General features: G+C 57.8%; 19 protein-coding genes. 3 read left to right on the forward strand and 16 right to left on the reverse strand.

Annotated elements, in window-relative coordinates:
• Positions 1 to 34: 34 nt before the first annotated feature.
• From carB to ribF, 8 genes are all read right to left on the reverse strand, one after another.
• Positions 35 to 3,262, reverse strand: coding sequence for a carbamoyl-phosphate synthase large subunit (gene carB / locus GTU79_RS23380; protein WP_132925909.1), 3,228 nt, complete (start codon positions 3,260 to 3,262; stop codon positions 35 to 37).
• A 14-nt stretch (positions 3,263 to 3,276) separates the two neighbouring features.
• Entirely contained in the window at positions 3,277 to 4,425 is a 1,149-nt protein-coding gene (gene carA, locus GTU79_RS23385) for a glutamine-hydrolyzing carbamoyl-phosphate synthase small subunit (protein WP_413725498.1), read from the reverse strand.
• Positions 4,426 to 4,887: 462 nt separating this feature from the next.
• On the reverse strand, positions 4,888 to 5,709 hold the full coding sequence (dapB, locus tag GTU79_RS23390; RefSeq protein ID WP_203523913.1) for a 4-hydroxy-tetrahydrodipicolinate reductase: 822 nt from the start codon (positions 5,707 to 5,709) through the stop codon (positions 4,888 to 4,890).
• Positions 5,710 to 6,099: 390 nt separating this feature from the next.
• Positions 6,100 to 7,050, reverse strand: a complete 951-nt coding sequence (ispH, locus tag GTU79_RS23395; protein ID WP_203523914.1) for a 4-hydroxy-3-methylbut-2-enyl diphosphate reductase — start codon at positions 7,048 to 7,050, stop codon at positions 6,100 to 6,102.
• Positions 7,031 to 7,504, reverse strand: a complete 474-nt coding sequence (fkpB, locus tag GTU79_RS23400; RefSeq protein ID WP_132925901.1) for an FKBP-type peptidyl-prolyl cis-trans isomerase — start codon at positions 7,502 to 7,504, stop codon at positions 7,031 to 7,033. Before fkpB ends, ispH begins: the two co-directional genes overlap by 20 nt.
• 5 nt (positions 7,505 to 7,509) lie before the next feature.
• The gene (gene lspA / locus GTU79_RS23405; RefSeq protein WP_203523915.1) at positions 7,510 to 8,016 is read right to left on the reverse strand and encodes a signal peptidase II; all 507 of its coding nucleotides are present in this window, start codon (positions 8,014 to 8,016) and stop codon (positions 7,510 to 7,512) included.
• Positions 8,016 to 10,832 carry an isoleucine--tRNA ligase gene (gene ileS / locus GTU79_RS23410; protein WP_203523916.1) on the reverse strand — a complete coding sequence of 939 codons (2,817 nt, stop codon included), beginning with the start codon at positions 10,830 to 10,832 and terminating at the stop codon, positions 8,016 to 8,018. Before ileS ends, lspA begins: the two co-directional genes overlap by 1 nt.
• Positions 10,833 to 10,864: 32 nt before the next feature.
• Positions 10,865 to 11,803, reverse strand: coding sequence for a bifunctional riboflavin kinase/FAD synthetase (gene ribF, locus GTU79_RS23415; protein WP_203523917.1), 939 nt, complete (start codon positions 11,801 to 11,803; stop codon positions 10,865 to 10,867).
• 453 nt (positions 11,804 to 12,256) lie between these two features.
• Here ribF and rpsT point away from each other — a divergent pair, with 453 nt between their 5' ends.
• The gene (gene rpsT, locus GTU79_RS23420) at positions 12,257 to 12,520 is read left to right on the forward strand and encodes a 30S ribosomal protein S20 (protein WP_203523918.1); all 264 of its coding nucleotides are present in this window, start codon (positions 12,257 to 12,259) and stop codon (positions 12,518 to 12,520) included.
• A 70-nt stretch (positions 12,521 to 12,590) separates the two neighbouring features.
• Here the strand turns inward: rpsT and nhaA are convergent, their stop codons facing one another.
• The 6 genes from nhaA to tal all read right to left on the reverse strand — a co-directional run bounded on the left by nhaA (position 12,591) and on the right by tal (position 20,635).
• A complete protein-coding gene (gene nhaA, locus GTU79_RS23425; RefSeq protein WP_203523919.1) occupies positions 12,591 to 13,760 on the reverse strand; it encodes a Na+/H+ antiporter NhaA in 1,170 nt (389 codons plus the stop codon).
• Between the two features lie 257 nt (positions 13,761 to 14,017).
• Entirely contained in the window at positions 14,018 to 15,139 is a 1,122-nt protein-coding gene (dnaJ, locus tag GTU79_RS23430; protein WP_203523920.1) for a molecular chaperone DnaJ, read from the reverse strand.
• A 109-nt stretch (positions 15,140 to 15,248) separates the two neighbouring features.
• Positions 15,249 to 17,165 (reverse strand): molecular chaperone DnaK, encoded by a 1,917-nt coding sequence (dnaK, locus tag GTU79_RS23435; protein WP_132925886.1) that lies wholly within the window; start codon positions 17,163 to 17,165, stop codon positions 15,249 to 15,251.
• A gap of 345 nt (positions 17,166 to 17,510) precedes the next feature.
• On the reverse strand, positions 17,511 to 18,821 hold the full coding sequence (locus GTU79_RS23440) for an MFS transporter (RefSeq protein ID WP_203523921.1): 1,311 nt from the start codon (positions 18,819 to 18,821) through the stop codon (positions 17,511 to 17,513).
• A gap of 163 nt (positions 18,822 to 18,984) precedes the next feature.
• On the reverse strand, positions 18,985 to 19,572 hold the full coding sequence (gene mog / locus GTU79_RS23445; protein ID WP_132925882.1) for a molybdopterin adenylyltransferase: 588 nt from the start codon (positions 19,570 to 19,572) through the stop codon (positions 18,985 to 18,987).
• A gap of 109 nt (positions 19,573 to 19,681) precedes the next feature.
• Positions 19,682 to 20,635, reverse strand: a complete 954-nt coding sequence (gene tal, locus GTU79_RS23450; RefSeq protein WP_132925880.1) for a transaldolase — start codon at positions 20,633 to 20,635, stop codon at positions 19,682 to 19,684.
• 143 nt (positions 20,636 to 20,778) lie between these two features.
• Between tal and GTU79_RS23455 the strand changes: the two genes are divergently transcribed.
• Both GTU79_RS23455 and yaaA read left to right on the forward strand, forming a co-directional pair.
• Positions 20,779 to 22,215, forward strand: coding sequence for an alanine/glycine:cation symporter family protein (locus tag GTU79_RS23455; RefSeq protein ID WP_203524054.1), 1,437 nt, complete (start codon positions 20,779 to 20,781; stop codon positions 22,213 to 22,215).
• 24 nt (positions 22,216 to 22,239) lie between these two features.
• The gene (gene yaaA, locus GTU79_RS23460) at positions 22,240 to 23,025 is read left to right on the forward strand and encodes a peroxide stress protein YaaA (protein WP_203523922.1); all 786 of its coding nucleotides are present in this window, start codon (positions 22,240 to 22,242) and stop codon (positions 23,023 to 23,025) included.
• A 55-nt stretch (positions 23,026 to 23,080) separates the two neighbouring features.
• On the opposite strand, the gene thrC is transcribed toward yaaA, so the two are convergent.
• Both thrC and thrB read right to left on the reverse strand, forming a co-directional pair.
• Entirely contained in the window at positions 23,081 to 24,370 is a 1,290-nt protein-coding gene (gene thrC, locus GTU79_RS23465; protein ID WP_203523923.1) for a threonine synthase, read from the reverse strand.
• A gap of 3 nt (positions 24,371 to 24,373) precedes the next feature.
• Positions 24,374 to 25,303 carry a homoserine kinase gene (gene thrB / locus GTU79_RS23470; RefSeq protein WP_132925874.1) on the reverse strand — a complete coding sequence of 310 codons (930 nt, stop codon included), beginning with the start codon at positions 25,301 to 25,303 and terminating at the stop codon, positions 24,374 to 24,376.
• Position 25,304: the final 1 nt, after the last annotated feature.

A 25,304-nucleotide genomic window follows, 5' to 3' on the forward strand; every position in this document is an offset into this window, starting at 1 on the left:
GAGGACGGAAACCTGTCGGCTTGCGGCCCGGCTATCAGGCTTTATTGAGCTGAAGGTGCATCTCCTGCACGGAAATAACCCGCTCGGTGGGGTCTGAATTCAGCGACATGGCGGTAGCGAAACCACCGTTCATGGTGGTGTCGTAATGCACCTTGTACTGTAGCGCGCTGCGCCGGATCAGCTTGGAATCCGCAATGGCCTGACGGCCGGCGGTGGTATTGACGATATAGCTGTATTCGCCGTTTTTGATGCGGTCCTGGATATGGGGGCGCCCTTCATGGACCTTATTCACCAGCCGGGGATTGATGCCCGCCTCCCCCAGCACGACCGCGGTACCGTGGGTCGCATCCAGCTCAAAGCCGTGCTTCAGCAGTTTGGCCGCCAAATCCACCACGCGGCCTTTATCCCCTTCACGCACCGACAGCAAGGCCCGGCCGGTTTTTTTCATGTGCGACTGGCTGCCCAGCATGGCCTTGCCGAAGGCTTCGGCAAATGTCCGCCCGACGCCCATCACTTCGCCGGTAGAACGCATTTCCGGCCCGAGGATCGGGTCGACGCCCTGGAATTTGTTAAACGGCAGCACCACTTCCTTCACCGAGTAATAAGGCGGAATAACCTCTTTGGTCACACCCTGCTGCGCCAGGGATTGTCCCACCATGACCCGGGCGGCCACCTTCGCCAACGGCACCCCGGTGGCCTTGGAGACAAACGGCACGGTGCGCGCGGCGCGGGGGTTCACCTCGATGAGATAGACTTCGTTGGCCTTGACGGCGAACTGCACATTCATCAGGCCGCGGACCCGCAGCTCAAACGCCAGCTTCTCCACCTGGCGGCGCATGACATTCTGAATTTCCTGGCTAAGGGTATAACACGGCAGCGAACAGGCCGAGTCGCCGGAGTGCACCCCCGCCTGCTCGATATGCTCCATGATGCCGCCGATAAGCACCTGCTCGCCGTCGCAAATGGCGTCCACATCCACTTCCACCGCATCGTCCAGGAACCGGTCAAGCAATACCGGGGCATCGTTGGACACGCTGACCGCGGTTTGAAAATAGCGCAGCAGATCCACATCGTCATAGACGATTTCCATCGCCCGGCCGCCCAGGACATAGGAGGGCCGCACCACCAGCGGATAACCGATGGTGGCCGCTTTTTCCACCGCCTGATCGATGGTGGTCACCGTGGCGTTGGCCGGCTGCTTGAGACCCAACCTTTCCACCGCCTGCTGAAAACGGGCGCGATCTTCGGCGCGGTCAATGGCATCCGGACTGGTGCCGATAATCGGCACGCCGGCGGCTTCCAGTTCACGGGCCAGTTTCAGCGGGGTCTGGCCGCCGTATTGCACGATAACGCCTTTAGGCTGCTCCACGCGCACGATTTCCAGCACATCCTCCAGGGTCACCGGTTCGAAATAAAGCCGGTCGGAGGTATCGTAATCGGTGGACACCGTTTCGGGGTTGCAGTTGACCATAATGGTCTCGTAGCCGTCTTCCCGCAGCGCCAGCGACGCGTGCACGCAGCAGTAGTCGAATTCGATACCCTGGCCGATACGGTTGGGGCCCCCCCCCAGCACCATGATCTTTTCACGATCCCGGGTCGGGTTGGATTCACACTCTTCATCGTAAGTGGAATACATATAGGCGGTATCGGTAGCGAACTCCGCCGCGCAAGTATCCACCCGCTTGTAAACCGGATGGAGATTATACTCTTCCCGCAGTTTGCGGATTTCCCCCTCCGATACGCCCGCCAGGGCGGCCAGGCGCGCATCGGCGAACCCTTTGCGTTTGAGCCGGCGCAGGAAACCGGCGTCCAGGGCGGTAACGCCTTGCTTCGCCACCTCGTTTTCCAGCTGGACCAGTTCCTCAATCTGCACCAGGAACCATTTATCGATATTGGTGAGATTATACACCCCGTCCACTGACAGCCCGGCGCGGAACGCATCGGCGACGTACCAGATGCGGTCACCGCCGGCATCTTTCAGCTCGCGGCGGATTTTCGTCAGCGCCTCCGGGTCATCCAGGCTGACCTTGGGATCAAAACCGGTGGCGCCCACCTCCAGCCCGCGCAGCGCTTTTTGCAGCGACTCCTGCTGGGTGCGGCCGATGGCCATGACTTCCCCTACGGATTTCATCTGGGTGGTCAGCCGATCGTTGGCCCCGGCGAATTTCTCGAAGTTGAAGCGGGGTATCTTGGTGACGACATAATCGATGGAGGGCTCGAAGGAGGCCGGCGTGCGTCCGCCGGTAATGTCGTTCATCAGCTCATCCAGGGTATAACCCACCGCCAGCTTGGCGGCCACCTTGGCGATGGGGAAACCGGTGGCTTTCGACGCCAGTGCGGATGAGCGGGATACGCGCGGATTCATTTCGATAATAATCAGCCGGCCGTTTTCCGGATTCACCGAGAACTGCACGTTCGATCCGCCGGTTTCCACGCCGATTTCACGCAGTACCGCCATGGAGGCGTTACGCATGATTTGATACTCTTTGTCGGTGAGGGTCTGCGCCGGCGCGACGGTAATGGAATCGCCGGTGTGGATGCCCATGGCGTCCATATTTTCAATGGAGCAGACGATAATGCAGTTGTCGTTTTTGTCCCGCACCACCTCCATCTCATACTCTTTCCAGCCAATGAGCGACTCATCGATCAGCAGTTCGGTGGTGGGGGAGAGATCGAGGCCGCGTTCGCAGATTTCCTCGAACTCTTCCCGATTGTAGGCAATACCGCCGCCGGAGCCGCCCATGGTAAAGGAAGGGCGGATAATACAGGGGAACCCCACGTCGGCGGCCACCGCCAGCGCTTCTTCCATATTATGGGCAATGCCGGAACGGGCGGTTTCCAGGCCGATTTTTTTCATGGCCTGGTCAAAGCGGCGCCGATCCTCCGCTTTATCAATGGCGTCGGCGGTGGCGCCTATCATGGTGACGCCGAATTCCGCCAGCACCCCTTCACGCTCCAGATCCAGCGCGCAGTTCAGCGCCGTCTGGCCGCCCATGGTGGGCAGTATGGCGTCGGGACGCTCTTTCTCGATGATTTTGCGCACCACTTCCCAGTGTATGGGTTCGATATAGGTGGCATCCGCCATATCGGGGTCGGTCATGATGGTGGCCGGGTTGGAATTCACCAGCACCACCCGGTAACCTTCTTCACGCAGCGCCTTGCAGGCCTGCGCGCCGGAATAATCGAACTCGCACGCCTGGCCGATGACTATCGGGCCGGCACCCAGAATCAGGATACTGGTTAAATCTGTACGTTTTGGCATTGCTTGGCTCCTGATTATTTCGCCTGAGAACGATATGACTTAATCAATTCTATAAAGTGATCGAACAGCGGACCCGCGTCATGGGGGCCGGGGCTGGCCTCCGGGTGCCCCTGGAAGCTGAACGCCGGTTTATCGGTGCGGCAAATGCCCTGCAGCGAACCGTCGAACAGCGAGACATGAGTGACCCGCAGCGTAGGCGGCAGCGACGTTTCATCCACGGCGAAACCATGGTTCTGCGCGGTTATCATTACCCGGTTGGCGTCCAAATCCTTCACCGGATGGTTGCCGCCGTGGTGGCCGAATTTCATTTTCAGGGTCTTGGCGCCGCTGGCCAGCGCCAGCAGCTGATGCCCCAGGCAGATGCCGAACACCGGTATGTCGGTTTCAAGAAAGGTTTTAATGGCGGCGATAGCGTAATCGCAAGGCTCCGGATCGCCGGGACCGTTCGCCAGGAAGATGCCGTCCGGGTTCATTGCCAGGACGTCCGCCGCCGGGGTCTGCGCCGGCACCACCGTCAGGCGGCAGCCGCGATCCACCAGAAGGCGCATGATATTGCGTTTTATGCCGTAATCGTAAGCCACCACATGGAACGGCAGGGAGTCGGCGCAAGCAGGGGCCGGCAGGCCGCCTTCAAGACGCCAGCTGCCCTGGGTCCAGGGATATTGTTCGGTGGTGCTGACTTCCTTTGCCAGATCCATGCCCTTCAGACCCGGGAATTGCCGCGCTTTTTGCAGCGCCAGCCCGGCATCGGGAGCATCGCCTGCGATGATACAGCCGTTTTGCGCCCCTTTTTCCCGCAGCAGCCGGGTCAGCTTACGCGTATCGATATCGGCGATGCCCACTACGTTATTCTTTTTAAGATAGTCAGACAGGGAGCCGGTGCTGCGGAAATTGCTCGCTATCAGCGGCAAGTCCCGGATAACCAGGCCCTCGGCCTGAATGCAGGAGGATTCTTCATCTTCTGGATTGGTGCCGACATTGCCGATATGGGGATAAGTGAGAGTAACGATTTGGCGGGAGTAGGAGGGATCGGTGAGAATTTCTTGATATCCGGTCATCGAGGTGTTGAAGACCACTTCCCCCACTGCCGTACCCTCTGCCCCGATGGCCCGACCGTGGAATTGGGTTCCGTCTTCCAGAACCAATAGCGCTGACTTTATCAAAACACCCTCCAAGGAATATTCAGTCATTGTATTTGCATATTAATTCAGATTTAACGGTCTAAATCAATGCAAAAACACCTTCAAGGTGGATTTTTGGCAAATTGGGCGCATTTTAATGATGCATAGGGCACTTGTCTACCCCGCAACAATAATTCATTCAATTAATCGTCATTTCACCTATTAAGCAGAGCGAACCGGTTAAAAAGCACTGTAAAAGAGCAAAAGTAATCGGTTGCCTGACAAAACAGGGAATATCAATGAAGCATTTTCCCGCCAGGAACGTTTTTGGCGGGAACGCGAAGGTTTTAATGAAAAATACTTCTTAAAAACGCTATTTATAACGATTTTGATGAAAAAAAACAGGTAAGCGTATATTTTTAAAAAATTTTAAAAATGGCCAAATATATCTTATTAAAATCATAGGCATAAAAATACATCATTCGCATATATATTTTTTTCTGTCTATAAATTACCGAGATCGAGCACATCGGCCATATTATAGAGCCCGGCTTTTTTACCATTCAGCCATATCGCCGCGCGAACGGCGCCATTGGCAAAGGTCATGCGGCTGGAAGCCTTATGGCTTATCTCTACCCGCTCGCCGATATCCGCAAACATCGCCGTATGCTCACCCACTATATCACCCGCGCGCACGGTGGCAAAGCCGATGGTATGGGGCTTACGCTCGCCGGTATGGCCCTCGCGGCTGTACACGGCGCAATCCTTCAGCTGGCGTCCCAAGGCTCCGGCAATGGTTTCGCCCATGGCAAGGGCAGTACCGGAGGGGGCATCCACCTTATGGCGGTGATGCGCCTCGATTATTTCGATGTCGCAATACTCACCCATCACCCGGGCGGTCTTTTCAAGCAACTTTAGCATTACGTTCACGCCGACGCTGAAATTAGCGGCAAAAACAACGGGAATATCCCGAGACGCCTGTTGAATGAGGTCTTTTTGCCGCTCATCAAAGCCGGTGGTGCCGATAATCATGCCTTTGCCATGGGTTTGGCAAAAAGCCAGGTATTCCAGGGTGCCTTCGGGGCGGGTAAAATCAATCAATATGTCAAACCGGTCTTTTACCGCGTCCAGGCTATGGCCGACCCTGACATCAATATGACCTAAACCCGCCAGTTCGCCGGCATCGGTACCCATCAGGCTTGAGCCTTCACGCTCAACCGCCGCCCCCAGGCAAGCGGATTGGGATTGTTGCACCGCCTGGATCAATTGCCGGCCCATGCGGCCCCCTGCCCCGACGACGGCTATGCGGATTGGTGTCATATCCATGCTCTCTCTGCTAAGTGAAAAATCAGTGTCAGGTTAACCGGAGGCGCCGGCCGCCGCCAGTTTATTTAACCGGTGATAAGGATAATATGATAAAAAAGGAGGGATATTAGCGGAAATGACTAAGGGTAAAATGAATTTTTATTCATTTGACTGAAGAGCAATGTGTTCAGTGGGAACAATATGCCGGATCGTAGCGAAACGGCAACCCTGCTGTAAATACGTCCCTGTGCGCTCGATCCGCGCGATTATGCCCCTCATCCCTGAGGGGTACCCTTCGGCCAGCCCCTGACGGCGTTTTGGTTCTTGGCGCGGACGGTTTACTCTTCTATCGTCCTGTCCCGCCTGATTAACCCCGAGCGGTTTTTCAGCACAATGGGATAGTCGTCCGGCTTATTCCACAATCTGCACTTTTACCCGCAGTTCTTTCGGCACTTCGAACACGATATTCTCTTCCCGTCCCTGGCGCTCCTCGACATCTACGCCGCCCAAGGCACGTAAACGCTCAATCACCGCCTTCACCAGCACATCCGGTGCAGAGGCCCCGGCGGTCACGCCCACCACCGCCATGCCCCGCAGCCAGCTCTCCTGGATATCCGCGGCGGTATCGATGAGATAGGCCGGCTTACCCGCCCGTTGGGCCAGTTCCGCCAGCCGGTTGGAGTTGGAGGAGTTTCTTGAGCCCACCACCAGCACGATGTCCGCCTCGGACGCCAAGTCTCGCACTGCTTCCTGGCGATTGGTGGTGGCGTAGCAGATATCGTCCTTACGTGGGCCGATGATCTGGGGAAAGCGTCCACGCAGAGCATCGATAACCTCGGAGGTATCGTCGACGGAAAGCGTGGTCTGGGTCATGAACGTGAGATTGGCCTCGTCCTTGACCTGCAGCTTGCGGACATCCGCCGGCGATTCCACCAGATACATGCCGCCCTGCGGATTGCTGTATTGCCCCATGGTGCCTTCCACTTCAGGATGCCCGGCATGGCCGATGAGAATCGCCTCAGTGCCTTTGCGGCTGGCGCGCGCCACCTCCATATGCACCTTGGTCACCAGGGGACAGGTGGCGTCGAATACCGTCAGATCCCGATTCTTCGCCTCGTTGCGCACCGCCTGCGATACGCCGTGGGCGGAAAAAATCAGTATGGAGCCGTCCGGCACTTCATCGATTTGTTCAATGAAGATCGCGCCGCCGGCGCGCAGCGCATCCACCACATAGCGGTTGTGCACTACTTCATGGCGGACATAGATGGGGGCGCCGTAGATTTCCAGCGCCCGCTCCACAATACTGATTGCCCGGTCGACACCGGCGCAGAATCCGCGGGGGTTAGCCAGCAATATGCGCATTTTTATCCTCCTCCTGCTCCGGATCGATAGCCAAGACATCGATATCAAAATAAACCCGGCGGCCGGCCAGCGGATTGTTGAAATCCACCGTGACGGATTCATCCGTCACCGCCAGGACCACCCCAGGCATTTCATTACCGTTCATGGCGGTAAACAGCATGATGGTGCCCGCTTCCGGCACGCCGGTATCCAGAAAATCCCGCGGCGAGAAAAATTGGACCAAATCGGGATTCGAGGGCCCGAACGCCTCTTCGGGACCCAGGGAAAAGGATTTTTTATCCCCCACCCGCAATCCCAGCAGCGCCTGCTCCAACCCCTTCGACAGGCTCTGATCCCCCAGGCGGAACAGCGCCGGTTTATTCTCCCGGCGAGTGGATTCCGCCAGGGTACCGTCCTCAAGCTTGAGATCGAAATGCAACAGCACCGCGCTGTCGGACTGCACCTGTTCGGTCATGATACTCAGCCTTTCTGCTTGGCGGCCCGATCGGAAGGGCGGAAGAACCCTTCCAGCACGATCAATACCGCACCGATACAAATGGCGGAATCCGCCACATTGAACGTCGGCCAGTGCCATTCATTGACATAGACGTCAATAAAGTCAATCACCACGCCGTGCACCAGCCGATCGGACAGGTTGCCCAACGCGCCGCCGATAATCAGGGCATAGGCGCAGTTGGACATCCGTTGCCGATAATCCGACCGGTACATCATAAACAGCAGCGCAATGGCGATAACCAGGGCAATCAGCGCAAACAGCCAGCGCTGCCAGCCGCCTTTATCCGCCAGGAAGCTGAAGGCCGCGCCGAAATTCTGTGCATAGAAAAAATTCACAGAGGGTATGATCGCCATCGTTTCATGCAGCATAAAGTGCGTCATAATCCACTGCTTGGTGCCAAGATCAATGACCAGTACCACTACCGCCAGCCACAGCCAGCGCAATCCGGTTGACATCAGGGGTGTTTTCATCAGACAAACTTACGCTCTTCGCCGGCGCCCGCCACATTGGTGACGCAGCGGCCGCAGATTTCCGGATGTTCGGGGTCGGCGCCGATATCCGTCTCAAAATGCCAACAGCGGGGACACTTCCGGCCCTCGGCATTCGCCAGTGCAATTTTCAGCCCTTTCAGGCCTTCGGCCTGCAGGGCATCATCGCCCGCCGCGCCGTAATCCGCCACTTCCGCCCGGGACGTCAACAGGGCGAAATAGAGCTCCTCTCCCAGGGCGCTCAGGGTCGGCGCCAGGGACTCATCGGCGTACAGGATGACGCTGGCCTCCAGGGAACCGCCGATACGCTTATCGGCACGGGCCTGCTCCAGCACTTTATTCACTTCGCCGCGTACTTTCAGCACCTGCTCCCAGTAAGCATCGTTCATGGTCTCGCCTTCGTCCAGCCCGAACAGGCCGTCATACCACTCTTCAGTAAAGACGTACTGCTGGCGTTTTCCGGGCATAAAGCTCCAGATCTCGTCGGCGGTAAAGGAGAGAATCGGCGCCATCCAGCGCACCAGCGCCTCGGCGATATGGTACAGGGCGGTTTGGCAGCTGCGGCGGGCGATACTGTCTGCCTTGGTGGTGTACTGCCGGTCCTTGATGATATCAAGATAGAAAGAGCCCATTTCCACCGAGCAGAACTGCATCATGCGCTGCACGACGTTATGCAGGTCATAGCTGTCGTAGGCGGCGATAATGTCGGCCTGAGCCGCCTGCGCCCGGCCCACGGCCCAGCGATCCAGCACCACCATATCTTCCGGCTTAACGCTGTGCAGCGCCGGGTCGAAGCCGTTCAGGTTGGCCAGCAGGAAGCGCGCGGTATTACGTATGCGCCGATAGGAATCGGCGGAGCGCTTGAGGATCTCATCCGATACCGCGATTTCACCGGTATAATCGGTGGAAGCGACCCACAAGCGAAGAATATCCGCCCCCAGCTTGTCCATCACCTGCTGCGGACTGACGGTGTTGCCGATGGATTTGGACATTTTACGGCCCTGTCCGTCGACGGTGAAGCCATGGGTCAGCACCTGGCGGTACGGGGCCCTGCCTTTCATGGCGGAGGAGATCATCAGCGATGACATAAACCAGCCGCGGTGCTGATCGGAGCCTTCCAGGTACATGTCCGGCTCGTGGCCGGCGAACTCGGGCCGCACCGCCACCACCGACGAATGGGTGGATCCCGAATCAAACCAGACATCCAGCGTATCGGGCACCTTGACATAGTCGGCCGCCTCGGCCCCCAGCAGCTCCGCCGGATCCAAATCCCACCAGGCCTGGATACCCTGCTGCTCTACCCGTTTCGCCACTTCTTCCATCAATTCCAGGGTGCGCGGATGGAGCTCCTCGGTGTTTTTATGCACGAACAGCGACATCGGCACGCCCCAGGTGCGCTGGCGCGAGATACACCAGTCGGGGCGGTTGGCCACCATATTCTCGATGCGGGCCTGGCCCCAGGTGGGGATCCACTGCACATCCTTGATTTCCTCCAAAGAGCGCTGGCGCAGTCCCTTTTTATCCATGCTGATAAACCACTGCGGCGTGGCGCGGAAGATAATCGGCGTCTTGTGGCGCCAGCAGTGGGGGTAGCTGTGCAGCAGTTTTTCCACATGCACCAGCGCGCCGCGGTCACGCAGCAGCTGCACTATCAAATCGTTGGCCTTGAAGACCTGTACGCCGTCCAGGCCGGGATAGGTCCCGGGCAGGAAGCAGCCGTCCGGCCCTACCGGATTGGAGACTTCCAGACCGTACTGCTGGCCGATAACATAGTCGTCCGGACCGTGGCCGGGGGCGGTATGTACCGCGCCGGTACCGGCGTCAAGCGTCACGTGCTGCCCCAGTATCACCGGCACGTCGAATGCCATGAACGGATGCTGGAAGCGCAGCAGTTCCAGCGCGCTGCCTTTACAACTGCCCAGTACGGTCCAGTGGGTGACGCCGGCCCGCGCCATAACGCTTTCCACCAGGTCGGCGGCCAGGATCCAGTTCTGCCCGTCCACGGCCACCAGCTGGTAGTCGTAATCCGGGTGCACGGAAATTCCCCGGTCCGCGGGCAAGGTCCAGGGCGTAGTGGTCCAGATGACCAGCGACAGCGGTCCGTTCAGGGAAGAAACGCCGAATTTCGCCGCCACCGCGGCGGCATCCACGGCCTGGAACGCTACATCGATGGAAGGGGATGTGCGGTCGTAGTATTCCACCTCAGCTTCCGCCAGGGCGGAACGGCAATCGATGCACCAGTGCACCGGCTTGGCCCCTTTTTGCAAATGGCCGTTTTCGATGATTTTACCCAATGCGCGGATGATATTGGCTTCGGTGCCGAAATTCATCGTCAGATAGGGATGTTCCCAATCACCCAGCACGCCGAGACGGATAAAATCCTTTTTCTGACCGGCAACCTGTTCGGCGGCGTATTTACGGCAGGCGGCGCGAAACTCGGCGGCGCTGACCTTTTCACCCGGTTTGCCGATCAGCTGCTCAACTTTCAGTTCAATCGGCAGGCCGTGGCAGTCCCAGCCAGGCACGTAGGGCGAGTCATAGCCCATCAGCCCTTTGGATTTGATGATAATGTCTTTGAGAATCTTGTTAACCGAATGACCGATATGAATATTGCCGTTCGCATAGGGAGGGCCGTCATGCAAAATAAAGCTTTTTTTACCTTTCTTGGCACGGCGGATAATCCCGTACAGGTCCTGTTCATACCAGCGTTGCAGCATGCCAGGCTCGCGCTTGGCCAGATCGCCGCGCATCGGGAACCCTGTGTCCGGCAAATTCAGGGTATTTTTGTAATCACTCATTCGATTCTCGGTTCCGTTTTCGGTTTGAGAGTTTAAAAGGGCGCCGTCAGTGCGAAAAACGTCCGGCCGGTCACCACATCATTCTGGATTTGCCGCTTCAACTCATCAAGGGAGGCAAACCGTTGTTCATTACGCAATTTAGCACGAAACACCACTTCGATATGGCGGCCGTACAGGTCCATCGACATATCCAGCAAATGGACTTCCAGCCGCGACACCAGCCCGGCCACCGTGGGTCGGGTGCCGATGTTCGCCACGCCCGGCAGCGGCATGGCCGACAGGCCCAGGACCTCCACCGCATACACGCCGTTAATGGGCGCCGGCCGCTTTTTCAGCGAGACGTTGGCGGTGGGAAATCCCAGGGTACGGCCCAGCTCGTCGCCGTGCTCCACCCGGCCGGAAATTCGGTAGGGATGGCCAAGCAGCATTTCGGCCTCGGCAAGCAGATCGGTATTCAGCGCTTCCCGTACTGCGGTGCTGCTGATACGCAAGCCGCCTTCGGTATAGGTCGCGGTGCTCATGACATCAAAACCCGCGTCGGTACCCGCCTGCTGCAAAAAGGCGTAATCACCCTCCCGGCAGGCGCCGAACCGAAAATCATCACCTACGCAAAGCAGCCTGACGCCGAGCTTGTCCACCAGCAGCCGGGAAACAAACGTCCGGGCGTCAATGGCGGCAAAATGCTGATCAAACTTCGCACAGAGTACTATGTCCACCCCGGCCTGGGCCAGGTACTTCACTTTATCCCGCAGGCGGGTCAGCCGCGCCGGGGCGTCCCGGCCGGCAAAATGTTCTTGCGGCTGGGGCTCGAATATCATCACCATTACCGGCAGGCCTCTTTTACGGCCCTCGGACTGCAATTGCGCTATCAGCGCCTGATGCCCGCGATGAAAGCCGTCAAAATTGCCGATGGTGAGCACGCACCCGGAGTGACGCGCCTGAAGATTATGTATGCCGCGAATAAGCTTCATAGCAGGCTCAAGACAATGGAAATCGGCGGATTATACCTTGTACGGAGCCTAAGGTTAACCCGCGAATCCAATCTTTGCCCGTAACAGCGGAGAAAACCACGCTTATATTGCCCGGTCTGGTTTTTTGCGCAGGTTATTCTGCCCGGCGCGGAGTATTCCGCTCCCCGTGGCCGGGCCGCCGGGAGCGAGTCACCTTTCTTATTAACGATATGCCCACTAGATTTCATGTTGCGGCAAGGCGGCAAGGGAGAAATGACGGGTATAATCGCTTTTTTCACTGCAAACACTGTATTCCTTGGGCTGAAACTGGTAGAATCCTGCGCCATCACATTGTAACAGGCGTTGCGTTATTGAGCGGCGCTTATTTGCACAAATCCATTGACAAAAGAAGGCTGAAAGGGCATATTCCTCGGCCTTTGAATTGTCTCATAGAACACGTTTGGGAGTTGGACCTTGGCTAATATCAAATCAGCTAAGAAACGCGCCGTACAGTCTGAGAAGCGTCGTCAGCACAATGCAAGCCGTCGCTCCATGATGCGTACCTTTGTTAAGAAGGTATACGCGGCTATCGATTCAGGTGATAAAGAAGCTGCGCAGAGTGCATTTTCTGTTATGCAGCCCCTAGTGGACCGTCAGGCCAGCAAAGGTCTGATCCACAAGAACAAAGCAGCGCGTCATAAATCTAATCTGACCGCGCGTATCAACGCTATGCAGTAAGTGTTGTTATTCGTTAAAAAAACCGGCTTCGGCCGGTTTTTTTATGCGCCATTGTTAACATCATGCCCTGCTACGCCGCCTGCGGCAAAGCCCTTCGCAGCACCAGATAGCCCAGGATTGCCGATAGCGTCGAACCCGACAGGATACCCAGCTTTGCCAAGGTAAGCTGTTCATTTCCCGAACCGGTGCCGAATGCCAGGCCGGCAATAAAAATCGACATGGTGAAGCCAATGCCGCAGAGTACCGCCGCGGCGGCAATCTGCCCCATGGCCACGCCATCGGGCAAGCGCGCCATGCGCAGCTTCACTGACAGCAGGCAGAACACCATTATCCCCACGGGTTTCCCCAGGATTAGCCCGGCGGCGATGCCGGCCGGCAGCAGCGAAAGCAGGCTGCCGGGCGTCAAGCCCTGCAAGGAGACCCCGGCATTGGCAAACGCGAACAGCGGCAAGATCAAATAGATGACCCAGGGCTGCAACCGGTGCTCCAGCACCAGCGCGGGGGAGTAAGCCTTCCCCGGCAGGCTCAGCGGTATCAGGGCGCCGGCAATCACCCCGGCCAGGGTGGCGTGGATGCCTGAGAGCAGGATACATGTCCAAAGCGCCGCGCCGGCCAGCAGATAGAGGCCGGGATGGCTGATATTTCTGTGGTTCATCAGCCACATAACCGCTACCACCCCGACCGCGCCCGCCAGCGCCGCCAGAGAAAGCTCATGATTGTAAAACAGGGCGATGATAACGATGGCCCCTAAATCGTCGATAATGGCCAGCGCCAGCAAAAAAGCCTTCAGGCTGGCGGGCACGCGTTTTCCCAGCAGTGCCAGCACGCCCACCGCGAAGGCGATATCCGTTGCCGTCGGAATGGCCCAGCCGGCGTAATTAGCCGGGGCATGCCGGTTCATCAGCATATAGATGATGGCCGGCGCCATCATTCCCCCCAGCGCAGCGATAGCCGGGAATGCCGCCTGGGCGCGGCTGGCCAGCGCACCTTGGATAAGTTCCCGCTTAACCTCCAGCCCGATGAGTAAAAAAAACATCGCCATCAAACCGTCATTGATCAACGCAAGCAGGTTAAAGGAAGCGCCCTGTTCGCCGGCGGCGGCCCGGGGGTAATATAGGGTGGCCTCATAGGCCTCACGGGCCGGGGAATTGGCGATGATCAATGCCGCCAGCGCTGCCAGAATCAATAACACACCGCTTGCGGCTTCATGGACCAGCCAACGGCGAATAAAAGAAGTCAAAGTCCCTTTCCTCGGTATACGCTAGATGAGTTTTATTGTGCGGGAATTGGCGCTGTGGGTAAACAAAAGGGACTGATAATCGGAAGGTATTACAAGCCGCTTCGCAAAACGCGGTTTTATCTCCAGCCGGGATAGCTTACTGGCGCACCGTAGCGTATAGATAACCTCCCCAACAGCGTTGCCGAACACTATCATCAGCATAGCCGGGGGAGACATTTATCGCCGGGGCCGCGAAGGCGAACGGCCCTTTCGGATTTTTAGCGCGTCAAATCGTCGAAAAACTTCTTCACGCCGTCAAGAAAGCTCTTGGATCGCGGGCTGTTTTGCGCACCGCCGACGCCGCCGAAACTCTCTTCCAGCTCGCGCAGCAGCTGTTTTTGCTTTTCATTAAGCTTCACCGGGGTTTCCACTACAACCCGGCACAGCAGGTCCCCCTGAGCGCCGCCGCGTACCGATTTTACCCCTTTGCCGCGCATTCTGAACAACTTGCCGGTTTGCGTTTCCGCCGGCACTTTCAGGCTTACCCGGCCGTCGAGCGTCGGCACTTCGATTTCGCCGCCCAGCGCCGCCATGGCGAAATTGATGGGGACTTCGCAAAACAGGTTATTGTCCTCACGTTCGAAAATGGGATGCTGGCGGACCTGAACCTGAACGTACAGATCCCCGGCCGGCGCCCCCTGCTCCCCTGCTTCACCTTCCCCCGCCAAACGGATCCGATCGCCGGTATCCACCCCGGCCGGTATTTTGACCGACAGGGTTTTGGCTTTCTCTACCCGACCGTGGCCGTGGCATTTATGGCAGGGATCCTTGATTACCTTGCCGCGTCCCTGGCAGGTGGGGCAGGCTTGCTGCACCGCGAAAAAGCCCTGGCGCATCTGCACCTGTCCGGCGCCGTGGCAGGTAGGACAGGTTATGGGCGAAGTGCCCGGTTTGGCGCCGCTGCCATGGCAAACGTCGCACTCTTCAAGGGCGGGGATACGGATTTCCTTGGTAACGCCGCGCACCGCCTCTTCCAGCGTCAGCTCCATATTGTAGCGGAGATCTGAACCACGGCTGGCGCGCTGGCGGCGACCGCCGCCGAAAATATCGCCGAACACATCGCCGAAGATATCGGTGAAATCCGCTCCGCCGGCACCGCCGCCCATGCCCCCCTGCTCAAAAGCGGCATGGCCGTACTGATCGTAGGCCGCGCGTTTTTGCGGGTCATTCAGAATTTCATACGCTTCTTTGACTTCTTTGAACTTTGCTTCGGCTTGCGCGTTCCCGGGGTTACGATCCGGGTGGTATTTCATTGCCAGGCGTTTATAGGCCTTTTTGATTTCACGCTCATCCCCGTCTCTGGGGACGCCTAAAATCTCGTAATAGTCTGACTTCGCCATTGTCTCTTCCTGCCCTCGACATGCTTGCACGGGCGCAAGGTTACCCCTACGCCCGTGCCTGTTGCCAGCCACGATATCAGCTATCGCCGCTGTGCCCCATCAAGGGCGATTATTTTTTATCTTTGACTTCTTCAAACTCGGCATCGACCACGTCATCGTCCTTCTTGGCCCCATCGGCGCCGGCATCCGTTGCGCCTGCCCCGGCCTGCGCCTGCTGCTGCGCCACTTCCAGCAGTTTGCCGGAGACCTGGATCAGCGCCTGCATCTTGGCTTCGATTTCCGCTTTGTCTTCGCCTTTCAGCGCGGTATCCAGACCGTTCAGCGCGGTCTCGATAGCGGTCTTGTCATCCGCCGGCAGTTTATCGCCCGCTTCTTCCATTTGCTTGCGGGTGCTGTGCAGCAGGTGATCGGCCTGGTTGCGGGTCTGGACCAGCTCTTCGAACTTACGGTCGGATTCCGCGTTGGCTTCGGCTTCACGCACCATCTTCTGGATTTCTTCCTCGTTCAGACCGGAAGAGGCCTTGATGGTGATCTTCTGTTCGCGGCCGCTGTTCTTGTCCTTGGCGGACACATGCAGGATACCGTCGGCATCGATATCAAAGGTCACTTCAATTTGCGGCATGCCGCGCATGGCCGGAGAAATACCGTCCAGATTGAACTGTCCCAGGGACTTGTTATCGGCGGCGCGTTTACGTTCACCCTGCAGCACATGGATGGTCACGGCGGACTGGTTGTCTTCCGCAGTGGAGAACACCTGGCTGTGCTTGGTGGGGATGGTCGTGTTTTTGGCGATAAGCGCCGTCATCACGCCGCCCATGGTTTCGATACCCAGGGACAAAGGCGTTACGTCCAGCAGCAGCACGTCTTTCACATCACCGGCCAATACGCCGCCCTGCACCGCGGCGCCGATAGCCACCGCTTCATCGGGGTTGACGTCTTTACGCGGTTCTTTGCCGAAGAAATCGGTAACGGTCTTCTGCACCAGCGGCATACGGGTCTGGCCGCCCACCAGAATAACGTCCTTGATATCGCTCACCGACAGCCCGGCATCCTTCAGGGCCATCTTCAGCGGATCCATGGTGCGTTTAACCAGGTCTTCCACCAGGGATTCCAGCTTGGCGCGGGTGACCTTGATGTTCATGTGTTTCGGACCGGTGGCATCCGCCGTAATGTACGGCAGGTTCACGTCGGTCTGCTGAGCGGAAGAGAGCTCGATCTTGGCCTTTTCCGCGGACTCTTTCAGACGCTGCATCGCCAGCGGGTCATTGCGCAGATCGATGCCCTGATCTTTCTTGAATTCATCAACCAGATAATTAATCAGGCGGCTGTCGAAGTCTTCGCCACCCAGATGAGTGTCGCCATTGGTGGACAGGACTTCAAAGGTCTTTTCGCCATCCACATCGTCGATTTCGATAATCGAGATATCGAACGTACCGCCGCCCAGGTCATACACCGCGATGGTGCGGTTGCCGACTTCTTTATCCAGACCGTAGGCCAGCGCCGCGGCGGTGGGTTCGTTAATGATGCGTTTAACATCAAGACCGGCAATACGTCCCGCATCCTTGGTGGCCTGGCGCTGGGTATCGTTGAAATACGCCGGCACGGTGATAACCGCTTCGGTAACCGGTTCACCCAGATAATCTTCCGCGGTTTTTTTCATTTTTTTCAGGATTTCGGCGGAGATCTGCGGCGGGGCCATTTTCTGGCCTTTCACGTCCAGCCAGGCATCTCCGTTATCGGATGCGATAATGCTGTACGGCATGATATTTTTGTCACGCTGTACTTCTTCGTCTTCGTAACGGCGTCCGATCAAACGTTTGATGGCGAACAGCGTGTTCTTGGGATTAGTGACGGACTGACGTTTAGCTGGTTGGCCAACCAGAATTTCACCGTCCTGCGTGTAAGCAATAATGGAAGGGGTAGTACGATCGCCTTCGCTGTTTTCCAGCACCCGAGGTTTGGAGCCTTCAATGATTGCGATACAAGAGTTGGTCGTACCCAAGTCGATACCAATAATTTTACCCATCTAAACATCTCCACTAAAAGTCATATTCGTTGTGGTCGTAAACCTGATATGTGGCCGGCTAAGCTGTTTTCAAGTTACCGACTGCTATTTGTTTGCAGGTTTAACAACGTTGGTTGCAGATAAGATGGGGCCGCTACGCCGTGCATCAAGGGGTAAGGGGAAAAAAAAGCTGTTTTTCCCGTCCCTTAGCCCCGCCGTATTGTTATTGAAAACAGTCAAATAGCTATATCATTATGAAAGATATGGATTTTATGCCGTAGGATAAAAATTCAGGCCCGAACGAGATAAAAGCGAGAGCCGGCGCGAAAAAACCGCGTCCGGCCCCGGGCAGACATCACCGCCTGATCAGGCGGCGGAATTGATCCTGTCGCCCAACGGCAATATGCGGCGCAGATCCGCCGGCAGGAATATCCCGAGGGCTACCCCCATCAATGCCAGACCCAACACATACCAGGCGGGGGCCATGGGAGTGATTTTCATCAGCAGGGTGACGAATATCGGCGTTAGGCCGCCGAACACGGCGTAAGCAATATTATAGGAGAACGAAATACCGCTGAAACGCACCGCGGCGGGAAAAACATGAACCATGACGTAAGGCACCCCGCCCACCACGCCGACGCTGAAACCCGCCAGCCCATAGGCGACGAATAGCTGCAGCGGGTGGCCGCCGCCGGCGTGGTAGAACAGCCAGCTGAAAACGGCCAGCATAAGGCAGCCGTACGTAAAGGTCTTACCCGCGCCCAGGGTATCGATGACCGCACCGGTGACCACGCACCCCGCCGCCAGGGCAATGGTGGCCAGGCAATTGGCTTCCAGCGCCAGGGCCGCCGGCACCCCTGCCTGCTGTTGCAGCCACAGGGGTGCCATCAGGATCACCACCACAATGCCGGCGGACAACAGCCAGGTCAGCAGCATGGAAAGGATCACCGCCTTTTGGTGGTTGACGATGACCGATTTCAGCGGCAGTTCCTTCGCCAGCATTTGCCGGGCCTGCATCTCCAGAAACACCGGTGTTTCCCGCAGCCAGCGCCGCAGGTACATGGCCGCCAGTCCGAAAACGCCGCCGAGGAAAAAGGGAATGCGCCAGCCCCACCGGACGATATCCTGCCCAGAAATCAAGGCGTTGATCAGGGTGGCGACAAACGAGCCGAGCAATATGCCGACGGTAAGTCCGGCGGTCAAGGTGCCGCAGGCGAAACCGATACGCCGCCGCGGCACATGTTCGGCCACGAAAACCCACGCGCCGGGCACTTCCCCGCCAATGGCCGCTCCCTGCAGGATCCGCAGCAGTAACAGCAGCAGCGGCGCGGCAACGCCCAGCGCGGCATAGGTAGGCAGCAGACCCATCAGCAGGGTAGGCAGCGCCATCAGCAGTATCGACAGGCTGAACATCTTTTTGCGCCCGACCCTATCGCCGAAATGCGCCATAACGATGCCCCCCAGGGGCCTGGCCAGGTAGCCGGCGGCAAAAATACCGAAGGTTTGCATTTGCCTGAGCCATTCCGGCAGATCGGCCGGGAAAAACAGCTTGCCCATAACGCCGGCGAAAAACACAAAAATGATAAAATCATAAAACTCCAGAGCGCCCCCCAGGGCGGCCAGAGAGAGGGTTTTATAATCTTGCGGATTCAAACGACGCCGAGGATCGCCATTCATAATTTTTCACTTAACGCCAGATAAAATATGAAAAAAATTCAAACCTTATTGTAAAGATATTTTTACTGGCTGGAAACCCTTTTCACCGCCGTGAGCGGGCCGGGGAGGTAATAAGTAGTAAATGGAGGAAGACAGGACTTACATGCCCCCGGCACGTTTCCCATCAGCTGTCGGCGGGGCGGCGGGCGCTTCGGGGACGGAAGGAGGATACGACGGCCGGGTCGGTGTCCAGATACGGCCCCTCCAACAGCTGGATACAATAGGGCACGCTGGCGAAAATGCCGGTCACCAGCACCTTGCCCTGTTCATCCTTCACCCCTTCCAGGGTTTCTTTTATCGAGCGGGGCTGGCCCGGCAAATTAAGGATCAGGGCCTGTTTACGAATCACTGCGGTCTGCCGGGATAAAATGGCGGTGGGTACAAAATGCAGGCTGATTTGCCGCATCTGCTCGCCGAAGCCGGGCATTTCACGATCCGCCACCGCCAGCGTCGCATCGGGGGTCACATCGCGACGGGCCGGACCTGTGCCGCCGGTGGTCAGCACCAGATGACAACCCATTTCATCCACCAGTTCACAAAGGGTTTGCTCAATCAACAGCTGCTCATCGGGCACCAGACGGGTTTCCAGTTTGAACGGCGTAACCAGCGCCCCGGTGAGCCAGGCGGCCAGCGCGGGGATACCCTGGTCCTGATAGACACCTTTGGCGGCGCGATCGGAGATGGAAACCAGCCCTATGCGACATGTATTCATGGATATCATCCTGCAGCGAATATTCCGCTTATGATATCAAGTTGCCCATTAAAGGCCAGCCGCTAAAAAAACGGCCCGCAACGCGGGCCATATTCGCTGTTGTCGCGCGTTACAGCAATTCTTTGATCATCTTTTCCAGCTTTTCCTGATCGACGGCAAACTTGCGGATGCCGTCAGCCAGCTTATCCACCGCCATCGGATCGAGGTTATGCTCCCACAGGAACTCGGCTTCGGTCATTTTTGCGGGACGCGCCTTGATATTTCCTGTATAGGATAGTTTACGTTCCAGCGGGCCTTCGCTTTCCGCCAGCTCTTTGAGCAACGGCGGCGCGATGGTCAGGCGGTCGCAGCCGGCCAGTTCGATGATTTCGCCGATGTTACGGAAACTGGCGCCCATGACCACAGTTTCATAGCCATGCTCTTTGTAATAGCGGTAAATCTCGGTAACCGACACTACGCCGGGATCCTGCTGGGGGCTGAACTCTTTCTGGCTGCCGTTGGCTTTGTGCCAGTCGAGAATGCGGCCGACGAACGGCGAAATCAGAAAAGCGCCCGCTTCGGCGCAGGCGCGGGCCTGGGCGAAGGAAAACAGCAGCGTCAGATTACAATTGATGCCGGCTTTTTCCAACTGTTCCGCCGCACGGATGCCCTGCCAGGTAGAGGCCAGTTTAATCAGGATGCGATCGTTGCCGATACCGGCATCGTTATAAAGCTTGATGAGCCGTTTGGCTTTGGCGACGCTGGCTTCGGTGTCATAAGAAAGACGGGCATCCACTTCGGTGGAAACGCGGCCGGGGACCAGCTTCAGAATTTCGACGCCGATATTCACCGCCAGCTTGTCGGTGGCGTATTTAACCTGCTCGGCCGGATCGCTGCTTTGGTCGCGGGCCCAGGTGACGGCCTGATCGATGTATCGGCGATATTCAGGAATCTGCGCCGCATTAAGAATCAATGAGGGGTTGGTGGTCGCATCCTGTGGCTGGTACAGTTTAATGGCGGTGATATCACCCGTATCGGCGACAACGGAGGTCATTTTGCGTAGGGCACTTAATTTATCTGTCATGTTGAGATGTCTCATGGTGAAGGGTGTGCTTATAAGGTGGCGTTGCACGGCCTTTTCCGATAATACCACGCGTGGGGACCGGCGCAAGGCTCACACCGGTGGATTATCCGCCGCCGCCGTTTATCATGGAAGAAGAGGCGGAAATGGCCGAGCTATTTAATTTCATCAATGACCTTATCTGGAATTCCGTCCTGATATATCTGTTGATAGGGACCGGGCTTTGGTTTACGTTGCGCTCCGGTTTTATCCAGTTCCGCCACTTTTTTCATATCTTCTCCATCCTGAAAGGATCGAACCAGGCCGACCGCGCCGGCATCTCGCCCTTTCAAGCCTTGTGCACCACCCTGGCGGCGCGTATCGGCTGCGGCAATCTCACCGGCGTGGTCCTGGCGCTGGTGGTGGGCGGGCCGGGCGCCATCGTCTGGATGTGGCTGGCGGCGTTTATCGGCATGGCCACCGCCTTTGTGGAGAGCACGCTGGCGCAGCTCTATAAAGTACGCGACGCGCAGGGCAATTTTCGCGGCGGTCCGGCCTGGTACATGGAGAAAGGACTGGGCCTGCGCTGGATGGGCATATTGTTTTCCTGCTTCCTGCTGGTGGGCTACGGCGGCGTATTCAACTCGGTACAGGCCGGGGCGATTGCCCAATCGCTGCAGGGCGCGTTCGGTTATAAATCCTACCAGATCGGCCTGGGGCTGGTGGCGCTGACCGCCCTGGCCATCTTCGGCGGGGTGCGGATCATTGCCCGCCTGTCGCAATGGATAGTACCGGCCATGGCGCTGCTCTACGTTATCCTGGCGGGTTGGACGGCGGCCCATAATATAGGCAGGCTGGCCGACGTGGCCGAACTGGTGTTCAGCAGCGCGTTCGGACTGCGCCAGGCCGCCGCAGGGGTAGCCGGCTACGGGATATCCCAGGCGATTTTCATGGGGGTGCAGCGGGGATTGTTCTCCAACGAGGCCGGCATGGGTTCGGCGCCCAATATCGCCGCCGCCGCCACCCCCTGGCCGCCGCATCCAGCCTCCCAGGGCTATATACAAATGCTGGCGGTGTTTATAGACACCATCGTGATATGCAGCGCCACCGCCGCCATCATCCTCACGTCCGGGGCGTTGGATCAGGCCACGCCCCCGCAGCCGGGCTTCGCCTTGATCCAGCAGTCCATCGCCTCCGTGGGCGGCGCATGGAGCACCTGGTTCATGGTGATCATTATTTTTATATTCGCTTTCACCTCCATCATCGGCAACTACGCCTATGCGGAAAGCAGCCTGCGATTCTTCCGCCGCTGCCCCCGAGGGCTGATATGGCTGTTTCGCTTGCTGACGCTTACGATGGTGATGTTCGGCTGCCTGGCCGATATGCCGGTATTGTGGCGGCTGGCGGATATGGCGATGGGGTTGATGACCCTCACCAATCTCATCGCGCTGCTGCTGCTGTCGCGTATCGCGTTAATGCTGGCGCGTGATTACAATAGCCAGCGCAATATCGGTAAATTACCGACCTTCTACGCCGCTAATTTCCCCGCTATCGCCGACCAGCTGTCACCGGGAATCTGGGACCGGCCGGCAGCGCCTAAATGAGAAGAGACACAGGACCGGAAAAATATGCTTATCGTTATCTCTCCAGCCAAAACGCTGGATTACCAAAGCCCGCCGGCTACCCGGCGCTACAGCCGGCCGGCGCTGCTGGAAAGCTCAAAACAGATCATGGCGATATGCCGGAAGCTAACGCCGGCTCAGTTGTCCACGCTTATGGGCATCAGCGATAAACTGGCCAGTCTTAATGTGGCGCGCTTCCAGTCATGGCAGGAGGAGTTCACCCCCGACAACGCCCGCCAGGCGATTTTGGCGTTTAAAGGCGATGTTTATAACGGCTTGCGGGCCGACACCTTCGACGAAGAGGATTTTGATTTCGCCCAGACTCATCTGCGCATTCTGTCCGGGCTGTACGGCATATTACGCCCGCTGGATCTGATGCAGCCCTACCGGCTGGAAATGGGCATCAAACTTGCCAATCCGCGGGGAGCCGATTTATACCGGTTCTGGGGGGATACGCTGACCGACACATTGCAGGAAGCGCTGGAGGAGCAACAAGACGACGTGTTGATTAACCTGGCATCGGAAGAGTACTTCAGAGCGGTCAATGAGAAAAAACTGGCGGGACGCATCATCAAGCCGGTCTTTCTCGATCAGAAAAACGGCAAATACAAAGTCATCAGCTTCAACGCCAAAAAGGCCCGCGGCATGATGAGCCGCTTTATCATTACCGGCAGGCTATCGCGCCCGGAACAGCTTACCGAATTTCATGACGGCGGCTATGTTTATGACGCCGCGCAATCCAGCGAAACCGAATTTATCTTCAAACGGCCGGAGCGCCCCGCAGAGCGGTAGGCCCGCCGGCGCCGATCGTGCAACGAGCCTGTCAAAGGGAGACCGCGGCAATACTTTACCGCGGCAAATCCATCAGCAGCCGGCGCAATTGCGCAAAATCCGCCGGCAGCTGCCGCGACAGCAGCGGCAGCGTAGCCCGCAGCGCCAGCGCCTTCGGCAACGGCAAGGAACTGCCCAGCACCTCGTCCACCGTCTCCTTGAATTTCGCCGGATGGGCGGTGCCGAGGAACAAACCGAACTCGCCGGGCTTCAGTTGATCCCGCAGCAACCGATAGGCAATAGCGGCATGGGGTTCTGAAATATAGCCCAGCGCCGCCAGCTCACGCATGGTCTCCCGGGTAATATCATCGCTCACGCTGCCATAGGACAAACTGTCCAGGCGCCAGTTCTTGCGACGGAAAAGCTCCTCCACCCGCGGCCAGTTGTTCGGCTGGCTGACATCCATCGCATTGGACAGGGTGGTAACGGTAGGATTGGGCAACCACCGGCCGCCGGACAAAAATCGCGGCACGGTATCATTGGCGTTGGTGGCGGCAATAAAACGCTTAACGGGCAGTCCCAGCGACATAGCCAGCAAACCGGCGGTCAAATCGCCGAAGTTGCCGCTGGGCACCGAGACCACCAGCTGATTGCGCGCTTCCTGCGGCAGCTGCGATACCGCTTCAAAATAGTAACAAATCTGCGCCAGCAGACGGCTGATATTAATGGAGTTAGCCGAATTCAAGCCCAGCTCGCGTTTTAACGGCTCATCGTCAAACGCCTGTTTCACCAGCGCCTGACAGGCATCGAAATCGCTTTCAACGGCAACGGTGTGGATATTGCCGCCGAGGGTGCAAAACAGCTTTTCCTGCAGCGGGCTGATTTTACCCTTCGGATAAAGAATCACCACCCGCACGTTATCCAGTCCGTAAAAGGCGTGCGCCACCGCGGCGCCGGTATCGCCTGAGGTGGCGGTGAGAATGGTCACCGGCTCGCCTTTGGCCACCTCGGTCAGCATCTGCGCCATAAAACGGCCGCCGAAATCCTTGAACGCCAGGGTCGGCCCGTGGAACAGCTCCAGGGCGGCAATATCCGCCGAAATATTCACCACCGGCGCCGGGAATTCGAAAGCGGCGTTCACGCGCTTGTGTATGACTTCCAGGGGCAGCTCATCGCCGATATAGGCCGACAGGATGCGAGCGCTGCGGGTCACCAGATCGAGCTTAAGCAGCTCATCGATTTGCGTCGGGGTAAACTCCGGCAGGTCTCGCGGAAAAAACAATCCCTGCTGACGCCCCAGCCCTTGCTTGATCGCCTGCGCGAAGCTGACCTGCTCGTTGTGATCTTTAATATTATACAGTTTCATGCGTTATCCCATCACTCGCGCGCCGGTGGTATCCAGGCGACAGATATGAACAAATCCTTCGTCGTTTTGCAGGTAGTGCTGCGCCAGCCAATCCGCCAGACGCTGCGCGGTATCCTCCCGATCGCACACCGCGAACATCGTCGGACCGGATCCGGAGATGCCGCAGGCCAGCGCGCCTATCTGGGTCGCCGCATGGCGCGCCTCGATAAATCCCGGCAGCAGACGGGTACGGTACGGCTCGGCGATGACGTCCTTCATCAGCTTGGCCGCCAGGGCGGGCTGCTGGGTATGGCTGGCGTGAATAAACCCCGCCAGGAAACGGCCGTGGCTGATACAGTCCTGGCGGCGATACTGTGCCGGCAATATCGCCCGCGCCTCGGCGGTGGAGACCTTGATGCCCGGGTAGGCCATGACCCACAGCCATTCGCTGAAACCGGGAATCTGTTGGCTGATGATACTGTTCTCTTCCAGCATCAGCTGGATGCCGCCGAGAAAACAGGGCGCCACATTATCGTAATGGACGCTGCCGGAAATGCGCCCTTCCATTTCTCCCATCAGCGTCAGCATATGGTTTTCGTCCAGGGGATAATCGCAGTAGGCGTTCATCGCTACCAGCGCCGCCACCACTGAACAGGCGCTGGAGCCCAGGCCGGAGCCGATAGGCATGTTTTTTTCCAGCATCATGGCTACCGGAACGGTTTTACCCACCGCCTGGCAAAATCGCTGCCAGCATTGATAAACGATGTTCTGCTGCGGATCCGCCGGCAGCTTGCCGGCAAAACGACCTTGATTGGTCAGGCTGAACTGCGCCGCGGCTTCCACCGTCACGCAATCCCCCAGCAGCGTACCGTCCACCGGCGAAACCGCCGCCCCCAGCACATCGAAGCCGACACTGACATTACCTATTGATGCCGGCGCATACACCTTAACCATT

This window comes from Sodalis ligni (genome assembly GCF_016865525.2).
GTDB classification, from domain to species: domain Bacteria; phylum Pseudomonadota; class Gammaproteobacteria; order Enterobacterales; family Enterobacteriaceae; genus Acerihabitans; species Acerihabitans ligni.